The 22,296-nt window shown below is 71.1% G+C and carries 13 protein-coding genes; all 13 read left to right on the forward strand.

Features of this window, described 5'->3' with window-relative positions; translation table 11 throughout:
* Positions 1 to 24 precede the first annotated feature (24 nt).
* Genes H8R17_RS29860 through H8R17_RS29920 form a run of 13 tightly spaced genes read left to right on the forward strand, consistent with a single transcriptional unit; the run spans position 25 to position 22,269 of the window.
* Positions 25 to 1,992 (forward strand): ATP-binding protein, encoded by a 1,968-nt coding sequence (locus H8R17_RS29860; RefSeq protein ID WP_187826338.1) that lies wholly within the window; start codon positions 25 to 27, stop codon positions 1,990 to 1,992.
* Complete coding sequence (locus tag H8R17_RS29865) at positions 1,983 to 2,261, forward strand: hypothetical protein (RefSeq protein ID WP_187826339.1); 279 nt, start codon at positions 1,983 to 1,985, stop codon at positions 2,259 to 2,261. The genes H8R17_RS29860 and H8R17_RS29865 overlap by 10 nt, the downstream gene beginning before the upstream one ends.
* Positions 2,258 to 9,007: a DUF4157 domain-containing protein gene (locus H8R17_RS29870; protein ID WP_187826340.1), complete on the forward strand. Its 6,750-nt coding sequence runs from the start codon at positions 2,258 to 2,260 to the stop codon at positions 9,005 to 9,007. Before H8R17_RS29865 ends, H8R17_RS29870 begins: the two co-directional genes overlap by 4 nt.
* An 8-nt stretch (positions 9,008 to 9,015) precedes the next feature.
* Complete coding sequence (locus H8R17_RS29875) at positions 9,016 to 9,684, forward strand: hypothetical protein (protein ID WP_187826341.1); 669 nt, start codon at positions 9,016 to 9,018, stop codon at positions 9,682 to 9,684.
* On the forward strand, positions 9,681 to 10,361 hold the full coding sequence (locus tag H8R17_RS29880) for a hypothetical protein (RefSeq protein ID WP_187826342.1): 681 nt from the start codon (positions 9,681 to 9,683) through the stop codon (positions 10,359 to 10,361). Before H8R17_RS29875 ends, H8R17_RS29880 begins: the two co-directional genes overlap by 4 nt.
* Before the next feature lie 6 nt (positions 10,362 to 10,367).
* On the forward strand, positions 10,368 to 10,724 hold the full coding sequence (locus tag H8R17_RS29885; protein WP_187826343.1) for a hypothetical protein: 357 nt from the start codon (positions 10,368 to 10,370) through the stop codon (positions 10,722 to 10,724).
* Positions 10,714 to 11,856, forward strand: coding sequence for a hypothetical protein (locus tag H8R17_RS29890; protein WP_187826344.1), 1,143 nt, complete (start codon positions 10,714 to 10,716; stop codon positions 11,854 to 11,856). Before H8R17_RS29885 ends, H8R17_RS29890 begins: the two co-directional genes overlap by 11 nt.
* A gap of 33 nt (positions 11,857 to 11,889) precedes the next feature.
* On the forward strand, positions 11,890 to 12,429 hold the full coding sequence (locus tag H8R17_RS29895; RefSeq protein ID WP_187826345.1) for a phage baseplate assembly protein V: 540 nt from the start codon (positions 11,890 to 11,892) through the stop codon (positions 12,427 to 12,429).
* A 19-nt stretch (positions 12,430 to 12,448) separates the two neighbouring features.
* A complete protein-coding gene (locus H8R17_RS29900) occupies positions 12,449 to 12,793 on the forward strand; it encodes a hypothetical protein (protein ID WP_187826346.1) in 345 nt (114 codons plus the stop codon).
* Positions 12,790 to 13,185 carry a GPW/gp25 family protein gene (locus tag H8R17_RS29905; protein WP_187826347.1) on the forward strand — a complete coding sequence of 132 codons (396 nt, stop codon included), beginning with the start codon at positions 12,790 to 12,792 and terminating at the stop codon, positions 13,183 to 13,185. The genes H8R17_RS29900 and H8R17_RS29905 overlap by 4 nt, the downstream gene beginning before the upstream one ends.
* Positions 13,182 to 16,289, forward strand: a complete 3,108-nt coding sequence (locus H8R17_RS29910; RefSeq protein ID WP_187826348.1) for a putative baseplate assembly protein — start codon at positions 13,182 to 13,184, stop codon at positions 16,287 to 16,289. Before H8R17_RS29905 ends, H8R17_RS29910 begins: the two co-directional genes overlap by 4 nt.
* A complete protein-coding gene (locus H8R17_RS29915) occupies positions 16,286 to 20,062 on the forward strand; it encodes a putative baseplate assembly protein (RefSeq protein ID WP_187826349.1) in 3,777 nt (1,258 codons plus the stop codon). The genes H8R17_RS29910 and H8R17_RS29915 overlap by 4 nt, the downstream gene beginning before the upstream one ends.
* Positions 20,062 to 22,269: a hypothetical protein gene (locus tag H8R17_RS29920; protein WP_187826350.1), complete on the forward strand. Its 2,208-nt coding sequence runs from the start codon at positions 20,062 to 20,064 to the stop codon at positions 22,267 to 22,269. The genes H8R17_RS29915 and H8R17_RS29920 overlap by 1 nt, the downstream gene beginning before the upstream one ends.
* The last annotated feature ends 27 nt before the right edge of the window (positions 22,270 to 22,296 follow it).

Consider the following 22,296-nt stretch of genomic DNA (forward strand, 5'->3'; position numbering starts at 1 on the left):
GAAGCGACGGGGGCAGGTGAGGGCATGGGAACGGACCGGACCTACGGGCCGGGGGAGGACGGCGCCGCGACGCTGACCGCCGAGATCCGGCGTGTCCTGGCCCGTGTCGACGCCCACGCCGAGGGCACCGACCGGCACACGGCGGATCCGGCCCCCGGCGACGCGTCGCCCGTGCCCGCCGCCGGACCCGGCACCGCACCCCTCGACGCGCTGGTCGCCTGCTTCGGGCTGACCTCGTTCGAACGCGACGTCATCCTCCTCACCGCCGCCCACGAGCTGGAGCCCACGACCGGCGCCCGCTGCGCCGCGGCCGGTGGGGACCCCGAACGTGCGTACCCCACGTTCTCGCTGGCCCTGGCCGCGCTCGCCGAACCCCACTGGAGCGCCCTCACGCCCGTGTCGCCGCTGCGCCGCTGGCGGATCGTGGAGCTGGAGGACCCCTCGCGGCTGACCACCTCCCGGCTCCGGCTCGACGAGCGCATCCTGCACTTCCTGCTCGGCTCGCCCTACCTCGACGTCCGCCTGCACGGCCAGCTGCGCCGCACCCCGGTGCCCGACCGGCTGCCGCCCTCGTACGACGTCGCCGCGAGCCGGGTCGCGGCCGGCTGGGCGGACGGCGCCCGCCCGGACGCGCCGCTGCTCGTCGAGCTGGTCGGCGGCGACCTGCGCAGCCGCGCCGACATCGCCGCAGCCGCTGCCGCGCGCGCCGGGCTCGGGCTGTACGCCATGGGCGCCGAGGACGTGCCCACCGACGCCGTCGAGCGCGACCGGTTCGCCCGGCTGTGGCAGCGCGAGGCGATCCTGCTGCCCGCCGCGCTGCTCGTCGAGGTGGGCGAGCTGGACCGCGACCAGCAGGCGGCCACCGACGCGTTCCTCGCCGGGGCCGCCGTACCCGTCGTCGTGTCGAGCACCGACCCGCGCCGCACCGACCGCGCGCACGGCATGCGCGTGTCCGTGCCGCGCCTGGACGACGAGGAGCAACTCGACTTGTGGGGCGAGGCGTTCCGGGACGTCGCCGACCTCGACGAGGGCGAACTGCGCTCGCTGGTCGCCCAGTTCCAGCTGCCGCCGCACGTCGTGCGCTCCGCCGCCGCGACCGTACGGCGCGAACTGCCGTACGAGGACGAGCTGGACGCCGTACAGCTCGCCTGGCGGGCCGGTCTCGGCGAGGCGCGGATCGTGATGGACGAGCTCGGGCGGCGGATCGAGCCGCAGGCCGGCTGGGACGACCTGGTGCTGCACGAGCGGCAGACGAACGTGCTGCGGGAGATCGTCGCGCATGTCCGGCAGCGGGGCACCGTGCACCAGGAGTGGGGATTCGCGGCCACGCTGCGCCGCGGCCTCGGCGTCACCGCGCTGTTCGCGGGCGGCTCCGGCACCGGAAAGACGCTGGCCGCCGAGGTGATGGCGAAGGAGCTGGGCCTCGACCTGTTCGTCATCGACCTGTCGCAGGTGGTCAGCAAGTACATCGGCGAGACCGAGAAGAACCTCCGCCGGGTCTTCGACGCCGCCGAAGCCGGCGGCGCGCTGCTGCTGTTCGACGAGGCCGACGCGCTGTTCGGCAAGCGCAGCGAGGTCAAGGACAGCCACGACCGGTACGCCAACCTCGAGGTCAGCTATCTGCTGATGCGGATGGAGGCCTACCGGGGCCTCGCCATCCTCACCACCAACATGAAGAAGGCCCTGGACAACGCCTTCCTGCGGCGCATCCGGTTCGTCGTCGACTTCCCCTTCCCGGCCGAGCACGAGCGCGCCGAGATCTGGCGCCGCGTGCTGCCGCCGCAGGCCCCGGTCAAGGACCTCGACCCGGCGCTGCTCGCCCAGCTCACCGTGGCGGGCGGCTCCATCCGCAACATCGCGCTGTCCGGGGCGTTCCTCGCCGCCGAGGAGGGCGAGGCGCTGCAGATGCGGCACATGCTCGCCGCCGCCCGCACCGAGTACCTGAAGCTGGAACGTTCCCTGACGCCGACGGAGGTCCGGCAATGGGTGTGACACCAGGTGAGATCCGGGTCGAAGTGGGCGAGTTGGCCCTCGACGGGTTCCGGGTGGACCCGGACCGGGTGGCCGCTTCGTTCGAGCGGGAGCTGACCCGGCTGGTGCGCGAGCACGGGGTGCCGCTCTCCGAGGAGGGGGCTGTGACGGTCGACGCGCTGTCCGGCCTGCCGCCGCTGCCCGCCGGGCTGTCCGCGCGGCGGCTCGGGCAGGAGCTGGCGCGCGCGGTGCACGAGGGGCTCAGCGGATATGGGGAGGTGACGCGGTGACCACTCCGTCACGGGACGGCCGGTCCGAGCAGACCGCCGAACAGCGCCGCCGCAAGCGCAAGGAACGCGCCGCCAAGAACCGTACGCCCGAGCCGAAGAACATCGTCAGCGGCGCGGGCCAGCCCCTGGACCCGAGCGTACGGAGGGAGCTGGAGGAGCAGCTCGGCCATGACCTCGGCTCCGTACGCCTGCACGCCGACCGCGACGCGGGCGCACTCACCGGAATGCTGGGCGCGGACGCGGTGGCGGTCGGCCAGGACGTCTTCTTCGCCGAGGGCCACTACCAGCCGGGCACCCCCCAGGGCCGCGCCCTGCTCGCCCATGAGCTGCTGCACACGATCCAACACCCGTTTGCCAGCGGGACGTTGATGACAGGGCGTGACCTGGGCGAGGTCAGCGCCCCGCACGAGGCGGCCGAACGCGCCGCCGAACACACCGCCCGGGCCCTGATCCGCGGCGAGCAGGCCCCCGAGGTCGCCCCGGAACCCCACACTCCGGCCTGGATGCGCTACACCACCGTCCACGCCGACCGCACCCGCCTCGAACACCTTGACCCGGCCACCCTGGTCGACCGCCTCGCCAACACGGTCATACGGTCGCTGCGCGTCGACCCGTCCGACAGCACGAAGCGCGTCCGCGCCTCCCTGGCCCCTCTCTCGGAGGAGCTTCAGGACCGCGTACTCGATCGGCTTGAGGACCGGCTCCTCACCTCCGAGCACGAGTTCGTGCTCGACCTGGTGGAGGAGATCGATGAGGAGGGGCGGGCGGACAGCGAGTCCGCCGCCCGGCAGGGCGCCCTCACCGCCCCCGAGGTCGAGGAGGACCCGGCCGAGGACGTACAGGCGGAGCGTGCGAAGGCGCAGGAGGCGGCCGAGGAGCAGCAGGAGCGGAACGAGCGGACCGGACCGGCCCCGGGCCCGGAGAAGCAGGAGGCGGACGACGGCACCGCACCAGCCGCCGGCAGCACCCCGCAGAACGCGGGCGGCACCATCCCGCAGGGCGGCACCCCGGGATCGGCGGCGGGGAAGGCGGAGGCGGAGCAGCAGTCCGATCCGCGTACGGGCGGGGACGCGTCGAGCCCCAAGGGGGATGGCGAGCAGCCGACTTCTCCGGCCGCGCAGTCCGAGCAGAAGTCGCAGCCATCCGGGCAGATGCCGGGGCAGCAGGAGGCCGCGGCCGGAGAGTCAGGTCAGCAGTCCGGCGCGGAGCAGGACGGCCAGAGTGGTCAGCAGGCACAGCAGGCACAGCAGGAGGGCAAGGGGCAGGAACAGCAGGGTGAGAAGGGCGAGAAGGGCGGCGACCGGGCCGAGGCGAAGCAGGCCGGGAAGAAGGCCAAGGAGGAGGCCGCCAAGGAGGAGGCTGGTCCGGGCTCCGACGAGCAGGAGAAGTCCGCCGCGAAGGCCCGCGAGAGCGCCGCCGAGACCGAAGCGGCCAAGCCGGACGAGCCGGTCCGGGACGAGGGCACGCCCACGAACGCGGGTCAGGGCGAGCAGTTCGACGGCCGGCCCAGCACCCTGGACGGCGCCCGCGCGCAGGACCAGCTGGGCGCGGAGGAGCCGCAGGAGGAGACCGTCGGGCAGGGCGGCGACTCCGAGGTGGAGGTCGGCGGCGGGGAGAAGAGCGCCTGGGACATCAAGCTCAGGCCGGAGGACTTCCTGCCCGAGCAGGACCTCGACGTGTCGAATGTGCCGACATCCGAGCAGATCGACGCCTCGGACAACTACACACTGCCCGCCCCTTCCTTCCCCGCCCCGCCGCCGACCAAGGCCGACAAGGTGCACGCCGAGCGGGAGCAGGAGGACGAGGAGGACGCCGAGCGCGAGGCAGCGGCGCAGAAGGAGGACCCCGGTACGGAGGACTCCCCGCCCGTTCCCGGCTTCGAGGAGGAGGCTCGGGAGCAGGCTCGGCGTACGGAGAGCGAGCTCGACCCCGAGGAGAAGAACGAGCCGAAGCCCGCCCCCGGCGTGGCCTCCAAGGACCCCAAGCAGGGCGCCGACCCCAAGGCGGGCCCTGCCGCCGCCGAGGCCGCCGTTCAGGAGGCCGAGAGCCGTACGAAGGAGGCCAACGGCGATACGGCGGAGAAGGCCGCCAAGGAGGAGAAGGGCACGCCGGCCAAGGGTGGGCCGGGTGACAAGTCCTCGAGCGGCGGGGATAAGGAGTCCGCGCAGGCTCGTGCGGATACGTCCGCTTCTGCGTCCCCTGAGACGGGCGGGGCGGAGAAGAGCGGTGCCGGCGAGGGCACTTCGGGCGCCGCGCAGCAGGACGAGGGCGGGCAGCAGACCGGGGCGGAGCAGGCGAAGGAGTCGCCGGGGCCGCAGGAGTCGAAGGGGCCGAAGGACCAGGGCGGGAGCAGCACCGGTTCGGCGGGGACCGAGGCGGGCGGGGGTTCGTCCGACTCCGCCGGCTCCTCCGCTTCCGAGTCCACGCCGTCCGGTGGTTCGGCAGGCGAGCAGCAGGCGCCGAGTTCGGGTAATTCGGGTAACTCGGGTTCGCAGAGCGACAGTTCCGGTTCGCGTGCGGAATCCCGTACGGCGTCCCGTTCCTCCTCTCGTACGGAGAAGCCGAAGGCTCAGGAAGCCCGTACGGAGAAGCCGAAGGAGCAGGCGCCGCAGCCGCAGAAGACGGCCAGCCCCGAGTACGGGGGCGGGGACGATTCCGGTGCCCGGGAGCAGCCCGCCGCAGCAGCGCGCGGTGGTGGCGGTGGCGGTGGCGGTGGCGGTGGCGCCAAGGGTGCCGGGCCCAAGGGGAAGAAGAAGGCGTCCAAGGCCGCCCCGAACCTCTCCGGCGTCTCTCCGGAGGAGGGCCTCTCCACCGCCTCGAACCTCAAGCCGCACCAGGCCGTTGAGGCGATGGACAGCGTCGGCGGCGCGGTCGAGAAGGACGTCGGCAAGGAGCACAGGCAGCTGGCGTCCAAGCCGCCGGCCATGGACCGGCCCTCCGGCGCCCCGAGGACCCTGAGCGGCGAGCCGGACACCGAGGAAGCGGCTCAGTACAACAAGGACAAGCCCCAGCGCGCCGAGGACGCGAAGGGCGAGAAGGCCGAGGTCAAGGGCGGGAAGAAGCCCGAAGGCAAGATCGAGGCCGAGGAGATGGAGGAGCCGGACTTCTTCGACCAGGTCGGGATGATGGCGGGCTACGCCATCGGCGCGATCGGCGACTGGCTCGGCTTCGATGTGACGGCGGAGGACCTGGCCGCCCAGTTCGCCGGCATGCCCACCAAGGATGAGGCCCTCAAGGAGGCCGAGAACGGCACCGCTCCGGGTGTCGGCATGAAGGGCGACGCCGACAGCAAGGCCGAGGAGCAGGGCGGCCATTCGGACGACAAGAGCCAGGAGGCCGCCGAGACCGGCGCGGACGACGCCGGCCGCAAGATGGGCGAGGACCAGGTCTATCCGGACGCGCCCAAGGAGCGGCTCGAGGGGAAGGTGCCCGCCGCGGAGGGCGGCAAGGGCAAGGGCCTCGGCGGGGGCGGCGCGAACACCGGTGCCGTACCGCCCGAGGCGGCGTCGGAAGTGGCCGAGCACGAGCGCAAGCCGCAGTTCAAGAAGGCGCTCAGCGACGGCCGCAAGGACATGACCAAGGGCCGGCAGAAGAAGGACCAGGACACCAAGAAGTCCCAGGCCGCGCACAAGCGGCAGGTGGACAAGGAAGTCGAGTCCAACACCAGGGAACAGACCGGCAAGCGCGAGGGCGTCCTGGGCGACGTGGACAAGCAGCGCGCCGACTGGACCAAGGAGCAGGACGGGGAGCTCAAGAAGCTCGGCACGAAGAATTCCGACCGTGAGAAGAAGGTCCGCGAGGACGTCAAGAAGGAAGAGGAGGACACCGACAAGGACGTAGAGAAGGAGAAGGAGACCAGCGACAAGGACGTCAAGGACAAGGGCGACAAGGCCGAGGAGGACGCGGAGAAGAAGAAGGACGAGAAGGCCGAGGACTCGAAGGGCTGGCTCTCCAAGACCCTTGAGTGGATCAAAGAGAAGTTCATCGAGCTCCGCGACACCGTCGTCCAGATCATCAAGGACGCCCGCGACGCGATCGTCGAGGCCCTCAAGAACTTCAAGGAGACCGTCGAAGGCTGGATCAACGCGGCCCGCGAGGGCATCGTCGAGATGATCAAGCAGTTCATCGAGGACCTGATCGAGTTCGTCATGTCCTTGGTCGAATCGATCACCGAAATCGGCCGCCGTATACGGAAGTTCATCGAGGACCTCGTCAAGGCGGCGATTGACCTCGTCAACAAGCTTGCCAACATGCTGAAGCAGATCATGAAGGATCTGCTGGAGGCCATCGCCAAGGTCCTCAGCGACATCCTGAGCTTCCTGAAGCAGGCGTTCTTCGACATCCTCAAGGCGTGCAAGGACGCCCTCAAGGCGGTCCTCGACTTCGCAACGAAGTTCATCGCCGCCTTCGGCGAGTTCATGATGATCCTGGTCGACATCCTCTCGGACCCGGGCGGCTGGCTGAGCGGCGCGAAGAATTCCGCGTTCGACGGTGCGAAGAACCACCTCTTCAACGAGGTGAAGAGCGCCGTGAAGCAGTGGTTCAACGACAAGGTCAAGGAGATCACCGGCCTGACCGAAGCCGTCTGGAACAAGCTCATGAAGGGCGGCTGGACCATTGAGAAGATCGCCAAGGAGGTGTGGGACGCGATCGTCCCCCAACTCCCGTTCATCATCGGCGAGATCGTCATCACCAAGGTCCTGGCGAAGCTGATCCCCGGCGCCGGCTGGGGCGCGGCCATCCTGGAGGCCATCCAGGCCGCGATCGGCTCACTCGGCGAGATCATCAAGGCCGTCGGCGCCGTCATCACCTGGCTGAAGTCCGTACGCCAGGGCGGCGCGGGGGTCCTCTTCGCCAAGGCGATAGCGGCCGGCGTCGTCGTCCTGCTGGAGATGGCCTACGAGCTGCTCCTCAGCGGGATCGGCAAGTACGTGTCCAAGGTGGGCACACGCCTCAAGGGCGTAGCCGCGAACCTGGGCAAGGACAAGGGCGGCGGCAAGGACAAGGGCAAGGACGACGGGGCCGGCGAGGGCACAGGCGGCGACAAAGGCAAGGACAAGGGGGGTGACAAGGACAAGGGCAAGGGCGACGGCAAGGGGGACACCGGCGGCGACAAGACCTCTGGCACGCCGACGACCAACAAGGACAAGGGGAAGCCCAAGACCGACAACAAGGACAAGAGCCAGGACAAGGACACCCAGGGAACGCCAACCAAGCCCACCACCAAGACCGACAAGACCAACAAGAACGACCAAAACGACAAGACCCCCAGCAACAACTCCACCAAGCCCACCGCCCCCACCACCAAGGACAAGAACGGCCACCCCAAGAACAAGGACCAGGAGTCGGACAGCAACAAGTCGGACACGAAGCCGACCCCGACCCCCAAGCCGAAACCGAAGCCCGACAAGACCAAAGACCCGGACAGCTCCACCAAGCCTGACAGGACCAAGGACGAGGACGGCTCCACCAAGCCCACGACCAAAGACGACAAGGACGGAAAAGACCAGGACTCCGACAGCAACAAGGACAGCAACAAGGACAAGGAAAAGGAAAAGGACAAGGACGGCTCGGACAGCAAGAAGGACACCGACGGCAAGGGCAAGAACGACGGCAAGCCGAGGCCCCGCCCCGACAAGGACGGGCCGGGCAGGCCCAAGTCCAAAGAGGAAAAGGACAAGACGAAGGAAGACGAGGACGAGTCCAAGGACGACCGCCTGCCGAAGATCGTTGCCCGAATCCGGCCTAAACTGCACCGGAAAATGGAAGACGGAATCCCCCGCTCGGTGTTCCTCGGCCTCTTGGAGTCGTATCAGCGCTACTACCGGCTCACCTGGCTCGAACCCACCGGAGGAGACCCGTTCACTGTCACGGCGTCCCTGAAATACTCGCTCCCGGTGCTGGGCGGCGACTATTCGGAGCCGCGGTCCCAGCCGCACGCCTACCCCAATCCGCCCGGGGCACCGAAACCGGGCCTGCCGGAGCCGAGACTCCCCAAGTTCCATGGGGGCAGGGCGAACACGATCAGCGCGGAGTTCCTCAGCCGCAAACGCACTCCAAAGGGCTCCCCACCTGGCAGCGCAATGCCGCCCGGCTGGGGCTACATCACAGACCCCACACGCAGCCTCCAGAATGACGGGGCCTGGGTCAGGGCACACCTCCTCCCGGATCGCATGGGCGGGAAGAACAGCAACAACAATCTCGTACCGGCCCGGCGCGGGGTGAACAAGGACCTCGAACGCGGCGTGGAGATGCCGGCTTGGAGCGCCGGCAAGAACGAGCCTGTCTGGTACGAATCCCGGGTCAAGTTCGGCAACGCAGGGGCCGTCGCGGACATCCCGACCTACATACGCTCCACCTATGGCCGGTACGACAAGGAAGACGGAAAGACAGGAAAGAAGCGGAGCCACTGGAAGCGGAAGGGTGCTGAGCAGACTCTCGGGCTCGACATCAAACCGCCGCAGCAGGACGAGAAGAACACGCTTTACATCAACACCTACGGGGACACGCAGATCAGAAAGTGGCTCAATATATCAAAGGGCCTGGCGAAGCACATCGTGAAGCAGCGCGCTGCAGAACCCGGACGTGAATTCACCGGTATGCGTCACTTCGTGCGGGCGATGAACACCAGGAAAACGAACGCAGGTCCAAGGGCGCTGCCCCAGCTGCAACTCGCGATTGACCGTCTCAAGATGCTGCAAAGCGCGGGTATGGTCGACTGGGACAAGCTCCACAGGGAAAAGTGAGAGGTCGAATGCTTCCGTATGAGCGCCGTCTGCTCCACGCCATCCGCGAGGTGCGTGAATCCCCGTTCTGCGACGTCAAATACGAGCAGGTAGGGGCGGGTGGTACAGGGCTGGACCCGACGGGCATCTTCGAGATGATGGCCGAAGAAGGGTTTCCGCTCACCGAGCGGCTCAAGGAAGCCTACTTCCCGTACCGTTACATGGCGCTGCACTGGATTTCCGCCGATCCTGAGGTGTCACTCGTGGGCGACTTCAGTGTCATGAACATCGACACCGGCAGCGAACGAAAGCTCCTCAACCTGGACGACTTCGCCTGGTACGAAAGCGACAAGGCACTCCTCTCCGAGCTCTCGATCCTCGACGACATCTCGCGGGGCGGGAGCGGGCAACTGGCCACGATGAGGTTTCTGCCGGGAGTGTCGAGTCCGGAGATCTGGTATCTCGACCGGTTCCACACCTTCGTCAAGCTCGACCTGGACTACCGCGACTACCTAGACAACCTCATTATTACAAAAGGCGTCATAGGCTGGCAGTACCTCTTCGCCGATGTATCGCTCAACGACAGCGAGTTCAGTAATACCCTGGATAATATCAAGATCATGCTGCGGGTCTTCCCCGAGCACTTCCCGGATTACGATTACGCGCCCCTGCAGGAGCGCCTGGAGGCCCGCCTGTGACCCGCTACGCCGACATCCCCAAACCCATCCGCTCCGGAATAGTCGTAGTAGACCCCGAACGCGGAACCCCAGAACGCGTCATCGTCCTGCAGTTCAACCCGGACACCCTCGAACGCTCCATCTCGCCGCAGGCCGCAGGAGGGGAGGGCGGGGGCGCGGGTGGTGGGGAGGGGAGCGGGGACCAGAACGAGGCCCTCCGTCTGAAAGGACCTGCCCAGGAGACCTGGAAATTCACCGCCGAGTTGGACTCCACCGATCAGTTGGAGGTGGCCCACCCCGAAGGGATTCATCCTCAGCTCGCCGTCCTCGAGATGCTGGTGCAACCGACCGTCGCCCAGATTCGGGAGCACTCCCGGCTGGCCAAGAACGGGGCGATCGAGATCAGTCCCATCGAGAAGCCGCTCACGCTGTTCACCTGGGGGAGCATGCGGGTCATGCCCGTACGGCTGACCGAGCTCAGCGTGAACGAGTCGGCGTTCGACGTGAATCTCAATCCGATGCGGGCCAGCCTCAGCATCGGGCTCAAGGTGCTCACGGTCAGCGACCTGCCGGCCGGGCATCGAGGGGCCGAGCTGTACCTGGCGCATCTGGCGCAGAAGGAGCGGCTGGCGCGGGCGGCGCGGGGCGGGGCGCTCAGGAGTCTGGGACTGGGAGCAACGGCCGGAAGGGGGTTCTGAGCAGTCATGCCTGAGCCGTACGAGAGTGTGTACGAGACGATTCCCGGGGCGCATCCGTACCCGCGCGACAGCCGGTACCGCGATGCCGAGATCGGGGTGCATCGGGACGCGGATGGACATGAAGTGCGTTATGTCAAGCGGCGGTTGCTGCCGTCCCTCGCGGAAGAGGACGAGTCGGCCATGCCCCATACCGTTTCCGCCGGGGAGCGCCACGACCACCTCGGGCAGCGGTATTTCGGTGACCCCGGGCAGTGGTGGCGGATCGCCGATGCCAATCCCGTCATCGATCCGGCGGAGCTGACCGCCGAGCCCGGCCGGGAGATACGGATCCCCGGAGCGGGAGGTGCCGGAATTGGCCGATGAGCCGATCGGACGCGGGCCCGTTCACCTCAGCCTGCTCATGGGGCCGAAGCTGGCGCGGCCCGTCCCGCAGGAAGTCAGCGAGGCGCTGCTCTCCGCGCAGATCACCGCCACCGCCGGCGAGCGGACCGGGTTTCAGCTCGCCTTCGACCTCTCCAAGACGGGGGTCATCAGCCGGCGGCTGCTGCCCGAGGGATTCTTCGACCCGAAGACCCGCGTCATCATCTCCGTTGCGGTCAAAGGGACTTCCTCCGTTCTGCTCGACGGGATCGTCGTACGGCACGAGGTAGGGGCCAGCAATCAGCCGGGGAACTCCACCCTGACCGTCACTGGCGAGGACCTCCAGCTCATCATGGACCTGGAGGAGCGAACCGACCGGTTTCCGAATCTCGCCCCCTCGCAGCGCGTGGAACGGATTCTGCAGCGGTACGCCGATTACGGGATCCAGTCCCGCGTCATCCGGGAGCAGATCGAGCAGCCGCCCCACGAGCGGCTGCGGGTCGAGTACCAGGCGGGTAGCACAGACCTCGGGTACGTCAACGAGCTTGCGCAGGCCAACGGTTACACCTTCTACCTCGACCCCGGCCCCCGCCCCGGGCGGTCCACCGCCTACTGGGGCCCCGAGCAACGCCTCGGCCAGCGGCAGCACGCGCTCAACGTGAACATGGGCCCCGAATCCACCGTCGACCAGGTGACGTTCGCGTACGACGGCACCGCGCGCGAGGAGCCGCAAGCCCGCGTGCAGGACCCGACGACGCGCGAGAGTCGCCTGCTGCCGCAGCCCGACATCGGCCCCCTCCGCCCCCCGCTGGGCCGACGCGCCACCCCCGCCCTCAAGCGGAAGACCCTCTCCGGTACGGCCAAGCGGGAGCTGGGCCAGGCGCAGGCTCTCGCCCTCGCCCGCGCCGCGACCTCCGCCGACTCGATCAACGGTTCCGGCAGTCTCGACGTCAACCGGCATGGATATGTCCTGCGCCCGAGGGAGTTGGTGGGCGTGCGCGGCGCCGGGGTGACCTACGACGGCGACTACTACGTCAAGTCCGTCACCCACAACCTGCGCCCCGGGTCCTTCCGGCAGAACTTCACGCTCTCGCGCGAGGGGCTGATCGCGCGCGGCACTTCCGTACGCCCGTAACACCGCAGCAGACAGCAGGAGGAGAGCCCGCACATGGCGCCAGCGCAGAACAACCGGTTCCTCGGGAAGTTCCGGGGCCGGGTCGCGGACAACAGGGACCCGCTGGGGATCGGGCGGATCACCGTGCAGGTGCCGGACGTCCTCGGCGACGAGCCGTCGACCTGGGCGCTGCCCTGCCTGCCGTTCGCGGGGCCGCAGGCCGGGCAGTTCGTGGTGCCCACGCCGGGGACGGGCGTGTGGGTGGAGTTCGAGCAGGGGGATCCCAGCTTCCCCGTGTGGACCGGGTGCTGGTACGGAGAGGAGAACGAGCTGCCGCCGGACGCGCGGCGCTTGGCGCAGTCGCCCACGCAGGCCAAGCCCGTCGTGGTACAGACACCCGACGCGCACAAGATCGTGATGAGCGACCCGCCCGGCGCCGATCAGGGCATCCTGCTGCAGGCCCAGGGCGGGGCGTACATCCGCATCACCAGGGAAGCCATCGTGATCTCCAACGGCCTCGGCGCGGAGGTCATCCTGCGCGGAAACCAAGTGGACGTGAACGAGGGCCAGTTGACCATCACGTCCAACCAATAGGAACGGGGGAAGGAAGAACGTGTCCGGGACATCCGGGATCCTGCTCGACGCCGATGCCGTGATCGGTTGCCCGCACGGCGGCCGCGTGGCCGCCGCCACCCCACCCGCCGGCGGCCTGCGCATCGCGGGCGCCGCCGTCGCCACGGCCACGCACAGCTGGGTGGTCACCGGCTGCCCGCACACCGTCGACGGCGTGCCCGTGCCGTGCGTCACGGTCCGCTGGACCGCCGACGGTACCGGCGTCACCGTCGCCGGCGCGCCCGTGCTGCTCGACACCTCCGCGGCCCAGTGCTTCTCCGCGGCCCACGTCCCGCAGGGACCACCCGTCATCCAGGCCACGCAGCGAAAGGTCACCCACGGATGAGCCCGACGACCCGGGGCACCCGGCCCCGCACCGACATCGCGTTCCCCTTCCGGGCCGACCGCCGCGGCCGAACCGCGCACGCCGACCGCGAGGAGCACGTCCGCGACCTGATCGAGCAGGTGCTGTTCACCAGCCCCGGCGAGCGCGTGATGCGCCCCGACTTCGGCTGCGGACTGCTCGACCTGGTCTTCGCGCCGACCAGCCCGGAACTGATCAGCACGCTCGAACTCTCCGTCCAGGCCTCACTGCAGCGCTGGCTGGGCGACCTCATCGACGTGGAGGCCCTCGACGTGGTCAGCGAGGACAACGTGGTCCGCGTGCACCTGGCGTACGCCGTCCGCGCCACCGGCGCCCGCCGCGACGACGTGTTCGAAGGGAGGGCCACGGCATGACGAGAACCACCGCATCCCGCCGGGCCAAGGTGCGCGCCGCCCAGCTCAACGGAGTGGACGCCGTCGAGGTGAGCGACGACGGGCTGCTGCTCACGGTCACCTTCCTCGGCAAGGCCCCGCACGGTCTCGGCCCGGAGAACGTCCGCATCGCCGGAGGTCGCCGGATCACCGGCATCACCGCCGTGGACGTCAGCGTGGAGCGCGAGGAGGACCCGGAGCTCGACGACCGGCTGTACGTCACCCTCGACAAGGCCGGCGACACCTCCCGTTACCGGCTCTCCGTCGTGGAGACCGACCCCTACGGCCGCCCCGGAACCGAACCCTTCCGCGGCTTCGACCAGCGCTATCACAGCGCGTCCTTCGCCTTCCGGCCCGACTGCCCCACCCCGTTCGACTGCGTAGCGGAAGAGGGCCGGGAGCCGGACTTCCCGGCCGCGCCCGTCGTCGACTACACGGCCCGCGACTACGACACCATCCGCAAGCTGCTCCTGGACCGGCTCGCCCTCACCACGCCCGACTGGGTGGAGCGCAACCCCGCCGACCTCGGCATGACGCTCGTCGAACTGCTCGCCTACACCGGCGACCAGATCAGCTACATGCAGGACGCGGTCGCCACCGAGGCCTACCTCGACACGGCCCGCCGCCGGGTGTCCGTACGGCGCCACGTCCGGCTCATCGACTACGCGATGCACGACGGCTGCAACGCCCGCGCGTACGTCACCGTCCGGACCGCCGACGACACCACGCTCGCCCCGGGGACGTACCGTTTCGCCTCCGTCGACGTGCGCAGCCTCGACCCGCACGACCGGCCCGAGCCCGGCACGGTGATCGACGAGACCGAGCTCGGCGACCTGGACGAGCGCGGCTCGGTGGAGGTGTTCGAACCGGTCTTCGCCGCCGACCCGCTCACCCTGCGCGTCGCGCACAACGCGATCCGCCTGTGGACCTGGGGCGGCGAGGTGTGCGCCCTGCCGCAGGGCGCGACCTGCGCAACGCTGCGCGACGAGTGGGCCGACCCGGAGACCTGCCGCGAGCGCCGGCTCGCCCTCGAACCGGGCGACATCCTCGTCCTGGAGGAGGTGAAGGGACCGCGCACCGGCACACCCGGGGACGCCGACCCCGCCCACCGGCAGGCCGTCCGCCTGACCTCCGTGACCCCCGGCATCGACCGGATCGAGGACCAGCCGGTCCTGGAGATCACCTGGGCCGCCGAGGACGCGCTGCGCTTCCCGCTGTGCCTCACCACCCGCGGCGGACGCGACTGCCTGCCCGTCGAGGACGTCACCCTCGTCCGCGGCAACGCCGTCCTCGTCGACCACGGACGCTCGCGGACCGGGCTGCCCGAGACGGTCACCGTGCCGCCCGTCCCGGCCCTCGTCACGCCGTGTGATCCGCCCGCGTTCGGCTGCTACGACCCGGACGAGGGGAATGCGCCCGCCCGGCTCATCAACTCCCTCACCGACAAGGCGGAGCACGGCCGGGCGCTCATACCCGACGACGTCCGAGAGCTGTTCGACGTCGTCGGCGAGGCCGCCGCCAACCGCGCCGGACTCGGTCTGGAACGCGCCGGTCAGCGACACGAACAGGTGGTGCCCGGCACGGCGTACGCCCAGTCCGCCGCCCTGCGCACGCTGCTCGCCCAGTCCGTCTACCCGGGGATCCGGCCCCGCTTCCGGCCGCTCCTCGGCCGCGCGCCCGCCACGCAGGCCGTGCCGTTCCCCGACCCGGCCACCGTCGCGGCCGGGCAGGCCGAGCGCATCGCCGCCATCCCCGGCCGGGTGCGGCAGCGGCTCGTCGAGCTGTGGCGCAGCGCCCGCGACCGGGACGGGCTCGCCGAGGAGGAGATCGCCGAACTCGCCGTGATCTACGGCCTGAACGTGCTCGAACGGCTCGACCTGCGCCGCCACCCGGTGCGCGCCCTGCGTGAACTGCGGTACCGCAGCGACCGGTTGCTCGACACCAAGCTGCGCCGCGTCGAGGTGCTGGCCGCCCGCGCCCGCGCCGGCACCGTCCTCGACGGGCACATCGCCTGGGAAGTCGCCCACAGCTGGGGCCCGGCGTACGCGGCCGGGCTGCACCCCGAGGAGCCGGTGCTGCGCGGCTCCGCGACCGCCGCCCTCGCCCAGGACGCACGCCGCGCCCTGCCCGCCGTACGTGCCCAGGACGGCGACGTGGTCTGGGAGCCGCGCCGCGACCTGCTCGACAGCGGGCCGGGGGATCGGCACTTCGTCGGCGAACTGGAGGACGACGGCCGGCTCGCCCTGCGCTTCGGCGACGGACGGCACGGCGCGCGGCCCACCCCCGGCTCCCGGCTCGCCCTGCACTACCGGCTGGGCGGCGGCACCGCGGGCAACGTGGGCGCCGAGGCCATCAACCACCTCGTCGTCCAGGGTGACTGCGACGCACCGGCCGCCGTGGTCCGCAACCCGCTGCCCGCCACCGGCGGCACCGAACCCGAACCCGTCGAGCAGGCACGCCAGCTGGCCCCGCTCGACCTGCGCCGCACCCGCCTGCGCGCGGTCACCGCCGAGGACTACGCGGCCCTCGCCGCCGAGCTGCCCGGCGTACAGCGTGCCGCGGCCACGCTCCGCTGGACCGGCAGCCTCCAGGAGGCGCACGTCGCGATCGACCCGTACGGCACCGGCGCCCCGACGCCTCGGCTGCTGGCGGCGGTCACCCAGTCACTGGAGCCGTACCGGCGCATCGGCCACGACCTGGTCGTGGGCCCGGCCCGCCTGGTGCCGCTGGACATCGCGCTCAGGGTGTGTGCCAAGCCCGGCCACCAGCACGGGCAGATCCTGGCCGAGCTGTACCGGGTGCTGGGCACCGGCCGCCTGCCGGGCGGACGGCTCGGCTTCTTCCACCCGGACGCGCTGACCTTCGGCGAGCCGGTCCGGCTCAGCCGCCTGGTCTCCGTTGCCGCGGCCGTCCCCGGTGTGGAGAGCGTCGAAGTGACCCGGCTGCGCAGGCTGTTCGAGCAGGACCGAGGAGAGAGGGAGGACGGAGTGCTGCGACTCGGCCCGCTGGAGATCGCCACCTGCGACAACGACCCGGACCGGCCGGAGAACGGCCGGCTGGCGATATCCCTGGGAGGTGCCCGGTGACCGCCGACGACTGCACCTGCGGCGGCGCCTGCCGCGGCGGCCACGACGAGCGCCTCGCCCCCGCCCCCCTGCACAACCCGCCGGGGCGCACCGCGCTCGACTACCGCGTGGGCGAGTACGGCAGCTTCCTGGCCGCCCTGCGGGACCGGCTCGCCTCCCCGGCGTACCCGGCCCTGGACGGCCTCACCGTGCGCACCCCGGACGATCCGGCGATCGGCCTGCTCGACGCCACAGCAGTGCTGGGCGACCTGCTCACCTTCCACTCCGAGCGGATCGCCGACGAGGCCTACATCCGTACCGCGAACGAGCACCACTCGCTGGTGCTGCTCGGCCGGCTCGTCGGGCACCGCCCCCGCCCCGGCGTCGCGGCCGCCACCCACCTCGCCTACACCCTGGAACGCGACCCGCGCGCCGCGGCCCAGCCGGTGATGATCCCGCGCGGCGCCCGCAGCCACAGCGTCCCCGCGTCCGCCGACGAGGAGTCGCTGACCTTCGAGACGAGCAGCGACCTCACGGCCCGCTGGGACTTCAACGAGCTGAAGGTCCGCCGCCGCCGGCCCTCGCTCATCACCCCGCAGGACCTCCAGAGGCGCTCCGCGATCTTCGTGGAGGGCACCGCCACCTCCCTGCGCACCGGCGACCAGCTGCTCTTCGTCTTCGGCGAGCGGGCGGGCGGCGAGCGCACCCTGCTCCCGGTCGCCGACGTGCGGGTCGACCGGGACGACGAGATCACCGCGATCGCCCTGCCGAAGTCGGCCCCGCCGACCCTGAAGGAACTCCTCGACGAGGTACGGCGCTGGACCGCCGCCCCCGAGGCGTCGGGCGAGCCCGGCGACGAGCCGCCCACACCCGAGGTGCCCAATCCGCGCCCGGTCAGCCGGCTGATCGAGGACTTCGAGGACCAGGTCCTGGCACCGCTGCGCGGTGACCTGGACGGCATCAAGAGCCCCGAGCGGCTCGCGGCCCGGCTGGTGGAACCCCTCGACCGCCTTGGCGAGGCGCAGGTGCTGGCCGAGCCATACGGTGACGTGACGGGCGTGGCCGCATGGTTCGAGCAGCTGGAGGCCGTGCTTGCCGAACTCGCCGAGCGAGCACTGGAGTTGGCCCCCGCACAGGCCGAACCCGAGGACGGGCCGGAGTCCACTCGGGTCCGGCCCACCACCGGCACCCTCGACCCCCGCGAGGCCGCCCTGCGCACCCTCGGCTCCGTCCTGCCCGCCCTCCGCGCCGCCACCCCCACCCCGCGCGGCGGCCCGGAGAGCCGGCGCCCCGGCAGCGACACCGCGCGCCTGCTCTCCGCCCTGAACCCCGGTCTCGGCGGCCTCCACACGGCCTGGCGCACGGCCGCCGCCCCCGGTGCCCCGCAGCTGCTGCGCGAGCTGCTGGCCATGCGGGTCACCGCGGCCCCGTTCGGCGCCACGGCCCCGCTGAAGCCGGTCCAGGACGACCGCGGCCGGGTCATCCGCACCGCGGATTGGCCGCTCACGGGCGCGACGCTGGCGACCATGCGGGTGGTGTTCGACACCGCGGACAAGGTGCCGGTCCGGGCGGAGTTCCAGTACGTCGAGGGCAGCAGCTCCGACCAGCGCGCCGAGAACCTGCCCGTCCCCGAGCCGGTCCTCTTCACGCTCGGGCCCGGCCGGGTCGACCTGTCCGTGCGCTCCGGCCAGGACCGCGACCTCAGCTGGCTCAACCGCCGCCCCACCGACTCCCAGGAACCCGGCGTCACCGCCCGCCTGCACTCCGGCCTGCCCGAGCGCACCCTGTTCGTGTCGAGGCCGGACGACGAGAGCCGGATCCATGTCGGCATCCACAACGGCACCTCCGAGCAGAAGGACCTGCGGCCGGGCGAGCACAGGCAGTTCACGCACGGCGAGTACGAGGTCAGCCTCACGTACACGTCGGGCAGCGCCGAACCCAACATCGAGGTGGTCATCGCCAGCAAGCCGGAGCCGGTCAACCGCCGTGTGCTGCAGCTCGACACCGTGCGCGACGGCATCACCGTCGGCAGCTGGGTCGCGATCCGCCGCCCCGGCAAGGGCTCCGAGAAGGGCATCCCCGGCGACGCGAAACTCGCGTTCGTCACCACCCAGGTGGTCGCCGCCCGCACGGCCGCCTACTCCAACTACGGCATCACCGGCCGCGGTACCGAACTCACCCTCGCCGACCCGTGGATGGACGAGTTCGACGTACTGCTCTCGCACATCCGCGACACCACCGTGCACGCGGGCGGCGAACCGCTGCGCCTGGCCGACGAGCCGCTCGGCGAGGACGTGCACGGCAACGAGATCGAACTCGCCGAGCTGTACGACGGACTGCGCCCCGGCCGCACCCTGATCGTCGCCGGTGAGCGCAGCGACATCCCCGGTACGTCCGGCGTCCGGGCCACCGAGGTGGTCACCATCGCGGCGGCCGACCCGGCCGTCGACCCGCAGCTGCCCGGCGACCACGTCCACACCCGGCTGGCCCTGACCACCGACCTCGCGTACCGCTACCGCCGCGAGACGGTCCGCATCCTGTGCAACGTCGTCGAGGCCACCCACGGTGAGAGCCGCGAGGAGGCCATCGGCAGCGGCGACTCGGACCGCACGAACCAGACGTTCGCGCTGTGGCAGTCCCCGCTCACCTGGCTCGCCGACGACAACCCCCTCGGTGCGACACCCGTGCTGGAGATCCGGGTCGACGGCGTGCTGTGGCACGAGGTCGACAGCCTCGCCGGGCGCAGCCCGACCGAGCGGGTCTACATCGCCGGCTCCACCGCCGACGGCCGGACGACGGTGACCTTCGGCGACGGCGTGCACGGCGCCCGCCTGCCCAGCGGCCACGAGAACGTCCGCGCCCGCTACCGGTTCGGCACCGGCAAGGCCGCCAACGTCCCCGCGGACCGCGTCACCCAGCCCCTCACCCGGCCGCTCGGCGTCACCGCGGTCACCAACCCGCGCCCGGCGACGGGCGGCGCCGACGCGGACGGCCCCGCCCTGACCCGCCGTACCATCCCGCTCGCCGTGTCGGCCCTGGACCGGCTGGTGTCCGCGTCCGACTACGAGGACTTCGCCCGCTCCCGCGCCGGCATCGGCCGGGCCTCGGCGCGCGAACTCTTCGACGGGCGGCGGCGCGTGCTGCACGTGACGGTCGCGGGCACGGACGACGTGCCGCTCGGCGAGGAGACCCTGCGTCCCCTCCGCGGTGCCCTCACGGAGTACGGCGACGCCAACATCCCCGTCCGGGTGGACGTGCGCGAACTGGTCCTGCTGCTGGCCGCCGCCAAGGTGAAGGTGGCCCCCCACCACGCGTGGCAGATCGTCGAGCCGCGCCTGCGGCAGGCCCTGCTGCGCCGGCTCGGCTTCGAGGGACGGGAGCTCGGGCAGCCCGCCCGGCTCTCCGAACTCCTCGCCGCGGCCCACTCCGTGCCCGGCGTCGACTACGTCGACGTGGACGTCTTCACCGGCGTCCCCGCCTCCGCCACACCCGAGGAACTCACCGCGCTGCTCACCGACCCGGGCCCGCCGAAGGCCTCGGTCCAGGCGCACCCGGCGACGTACGACGAGACGGTGCACACCGTGCGCGACGAGAACGGCGAGACCCTGTCGGCGGTGTGCGCCCGCTACGGCATCCCGCTCGCCGAACTCCTGCGCCTCAACCCCGACATCACCGACACCCGGCGCCTGGCCAGGGGCCGGTCGGTGTTCGTCTTCCGCGGGATCCGCCCCGCCCAGCTCGCGCTGTTGTCGCCGCGGGCCGCCGACACCCTGATCCTGACGGAGGTCAAGTAATGGCTGTGCCATCGTCGGACGCCGAGTTGGAGATGCCGGCGCCGGTGACGCCCCGGGACCCCGACGGGATCGCCGCGCTGCTGCCCGGCTGGCACCGGCTGCGCGACGCCGAGGAGGGCGAGCAGCTGCGCGCGCTGCTCGCGATCATCGGCGAGCAGCTCGACCGGGTGCGCGACGGCGTCCAACAGGGTTACGAGGACCTGTTCGTGGAAACCGCGGCACCCTGGGTGCTGCCGTACCTCGGCGACCTGGTCGGCTACCGCACCCTGCCCGGCTACGAACGCGTCCTGACCACCGGCCTGCACGAGGGTGGCCGCGCCGCCCTCGCCGAGGCCGTGGCCCCGCGCCGCGACGTGGCCGCCACCGTCGCGAGCCGCCGCCGCAAGGGCACCCTGCACCTCCTGGAGGAGCTGTCCGAGCAGGTCGCGCACTGGCCCGCGCGAGCCGTCGAGCTGTCCCGGTACGTGGCCCACACCCAACCGGTGAAGCTGTACGGCACCGGCGCGCACCGCGGCGACCGCGGCCGGCTCGCCGACCTCCGCGACGGCGCCGAACTCGCCCTCGCCCACGGCCCGTTCGGCAACACCGCCCGCACGGTCGACGTCCGCCGCGCCGACTCCCGGCACCGGCAGGGCGGCTGGACCCCGGCCGGGGTCGCGCTGTTCGTGTGGCGGCTCAAGGCGTACTCGCTCACCCGGGGCCCGGCGTACTGCATCGACCGCGCCCGCAACCTCTACACGTTCTCGATCCTCGGCAACGACACCCCGCTGGTCACCAAGCCGTTCCCGGAGCCCTCGCCCACCCTCCCCCACTCTCGAACTCGCTCGAGCGGGGGGACCCCCACCGCCACCGTCGACAACGTCCCGGCGTTCATCACCCGCCGCCTGCTGCACGAACGGCTCCTCGACTACTACGGCCCCGGCAAGAGCTTCGTCATCCGGCGCGACGGCGAGGACAACCCCGTCCCGCCGTCCGACATCGTGGTCGCCGACCTGTCCGACTGGCGCTACCGGCCCCGGCGCGGGCAGATCGCCGTCGACCCGGAGCTGGGCCGGATCGCGTTCGGGTCCCGGTCGGCGCCCCGGCAGGGCGTGTGGGTGGACTACCACTACGCGTTCGGCGCCGACATGGGCGGCGGTCAGTACGAGCGCGACCGCGAGCCACGTCCGGACGCCGAGATCTACCGGGTCGGGCCCGGACAGCCGTACCAGCGGATCATGGACGCCTACCGGGCCTGGCAGCACGACCGGCGGGCGGGCCGTTGCGGCCCGGACGGCATCGTCGAGATCACGCACAGCGGCGCCTTCCAGGAGCAGCTGGACTTCGACCTCGACCCCGGCGACCGCCTCGAACTGCGGGCCGCCGAGGGCACCCGGCCGGTGATCCGGCTGCTCGACTGGTACAGCAACCGGCCCGACGCCCTCAACATCCGCGCGGTGTCCGAGGACTGCGCCCCGCACGAACGCCCGCGCATCGTCCTGGACGGGCTGCTGGTCGCCGGGCGCGGCATCAACGTCACCGGTCCGATGGGCGCCGTGGCCGTGCGGCACTGCACACTCGTCCCCGGCTGGTCCCTGGAGCCGGAGTGCGATCCGCACTCGCCGGACGAGCCCAGCATCGTACTGGAGCGCACCACCGCGTGCGTCCAGGTCGAGCACAGCATCCTCGGCACCATCGAGGTCATCGGCGACGAGGTGAGCGAGGACCCCCTCGCCATCCACATCCGGGACAGCGTCCTGGACGCCACCGCCGACGACCGCGAGGCCCTGTCCGCCCCGGACTGCCGGCACGCCCACGCCGTCCTGCACCTGCACCGCGCGACCGTGATCGGTGAGGTCCACACGCACGCGGTGAAGATCGCCGAGAACTCGGTCTTCACCGGCAAACTCCATGTGGCCCGGCGCGGCATCGGCTGCCTGCGGTACTCGTACGTCCCGCCCGGCTCACGCACCCCACGCCGGCACCGCTGCCAGCCCGAAGGGGCAAGCGGCATCCGGCCGTCGTTCACCTCCCAGCGCTACGGCACGCCCTGGTACGGGCTGCTGTCGGACCGCTGCGCCGAGGAGATCCGGCGCGGCGCTGACGACGGCGCCGAGATGGGCGCCTTCCACGACCTGTACCGGCCGCAGCGCGAGGACGGCCTCAGAGCGCGGCTCGCGGAATACACCCCCGCGGGCACGGACGCCGGGATCTTCTTCGTGACGTGACGGGATCTTCTGACGTGAGCTGTGCCG

The organism is Streptomyces sp. TRM68367 (assembly GCF_014495685.1).
GTDB lineage: Bacteria > Actinomycetota > Actinomycetes > Streptomycetales > Streptomycetaceae > Streptomyces.

Coding starts and splice junctions, on each gene's coding strand:
- H8R17_RS29865 (WP_187826339.1), top strand. CDS start 1,983: ATGGGTGTGACACCAGGTGAGATCCGGGTCGAAGTGGGCGAGTTGGCC.
- H8R17_RS29885 (WP_187826343.1), top strand. CDS start 10,368: ATGCCTGAGCCGTACGAGAGTGTGTACGAGACGATTCCCGGGGCGCAT.
- H8R17_RS29920 (WP_187826350.1), top strand. CDS start 20,062: ATGGCTGTGCCATCGTCGGACGCCGAGTTGGAGATGCCGGCGCCGGTG.
- H8R17_RS29875 (WP_187826341.1), top strand. CDS start 9,016: ATGCTTCCGTATGAGCGCCGTCTGCTCCACGCCATCCGCGAGGTGCGT.
- H8R17_RS29910 (WP_187826348.1), top strand. CDS start 13,182: ATGACGAGAACCACCGCATCCCGCCGGGCCAAGGTGCGCGCCGCCCAG.
- H8R17_RS29895 (WP_187826345.1), top strand. CDS start 11,890: ATGGCGCCAGCGCAGAACAACCGGTTCCTCGGGAAGTTCCGGGGCCGG.
- H8R17_RS29860 (WP_187826338.1), top strand. CDS start 25: ATGGGAACGGACCGGACCTACGGGCCGGGGGAGGACGGCGCCGCGACG.
- H8R17_RS29905 (WP_187826347.1), top strand. CDS start 12,790: ATGAGCCCGACGACCCGGGGCACCCGGCCCCGCACCGACATCGCGTTC.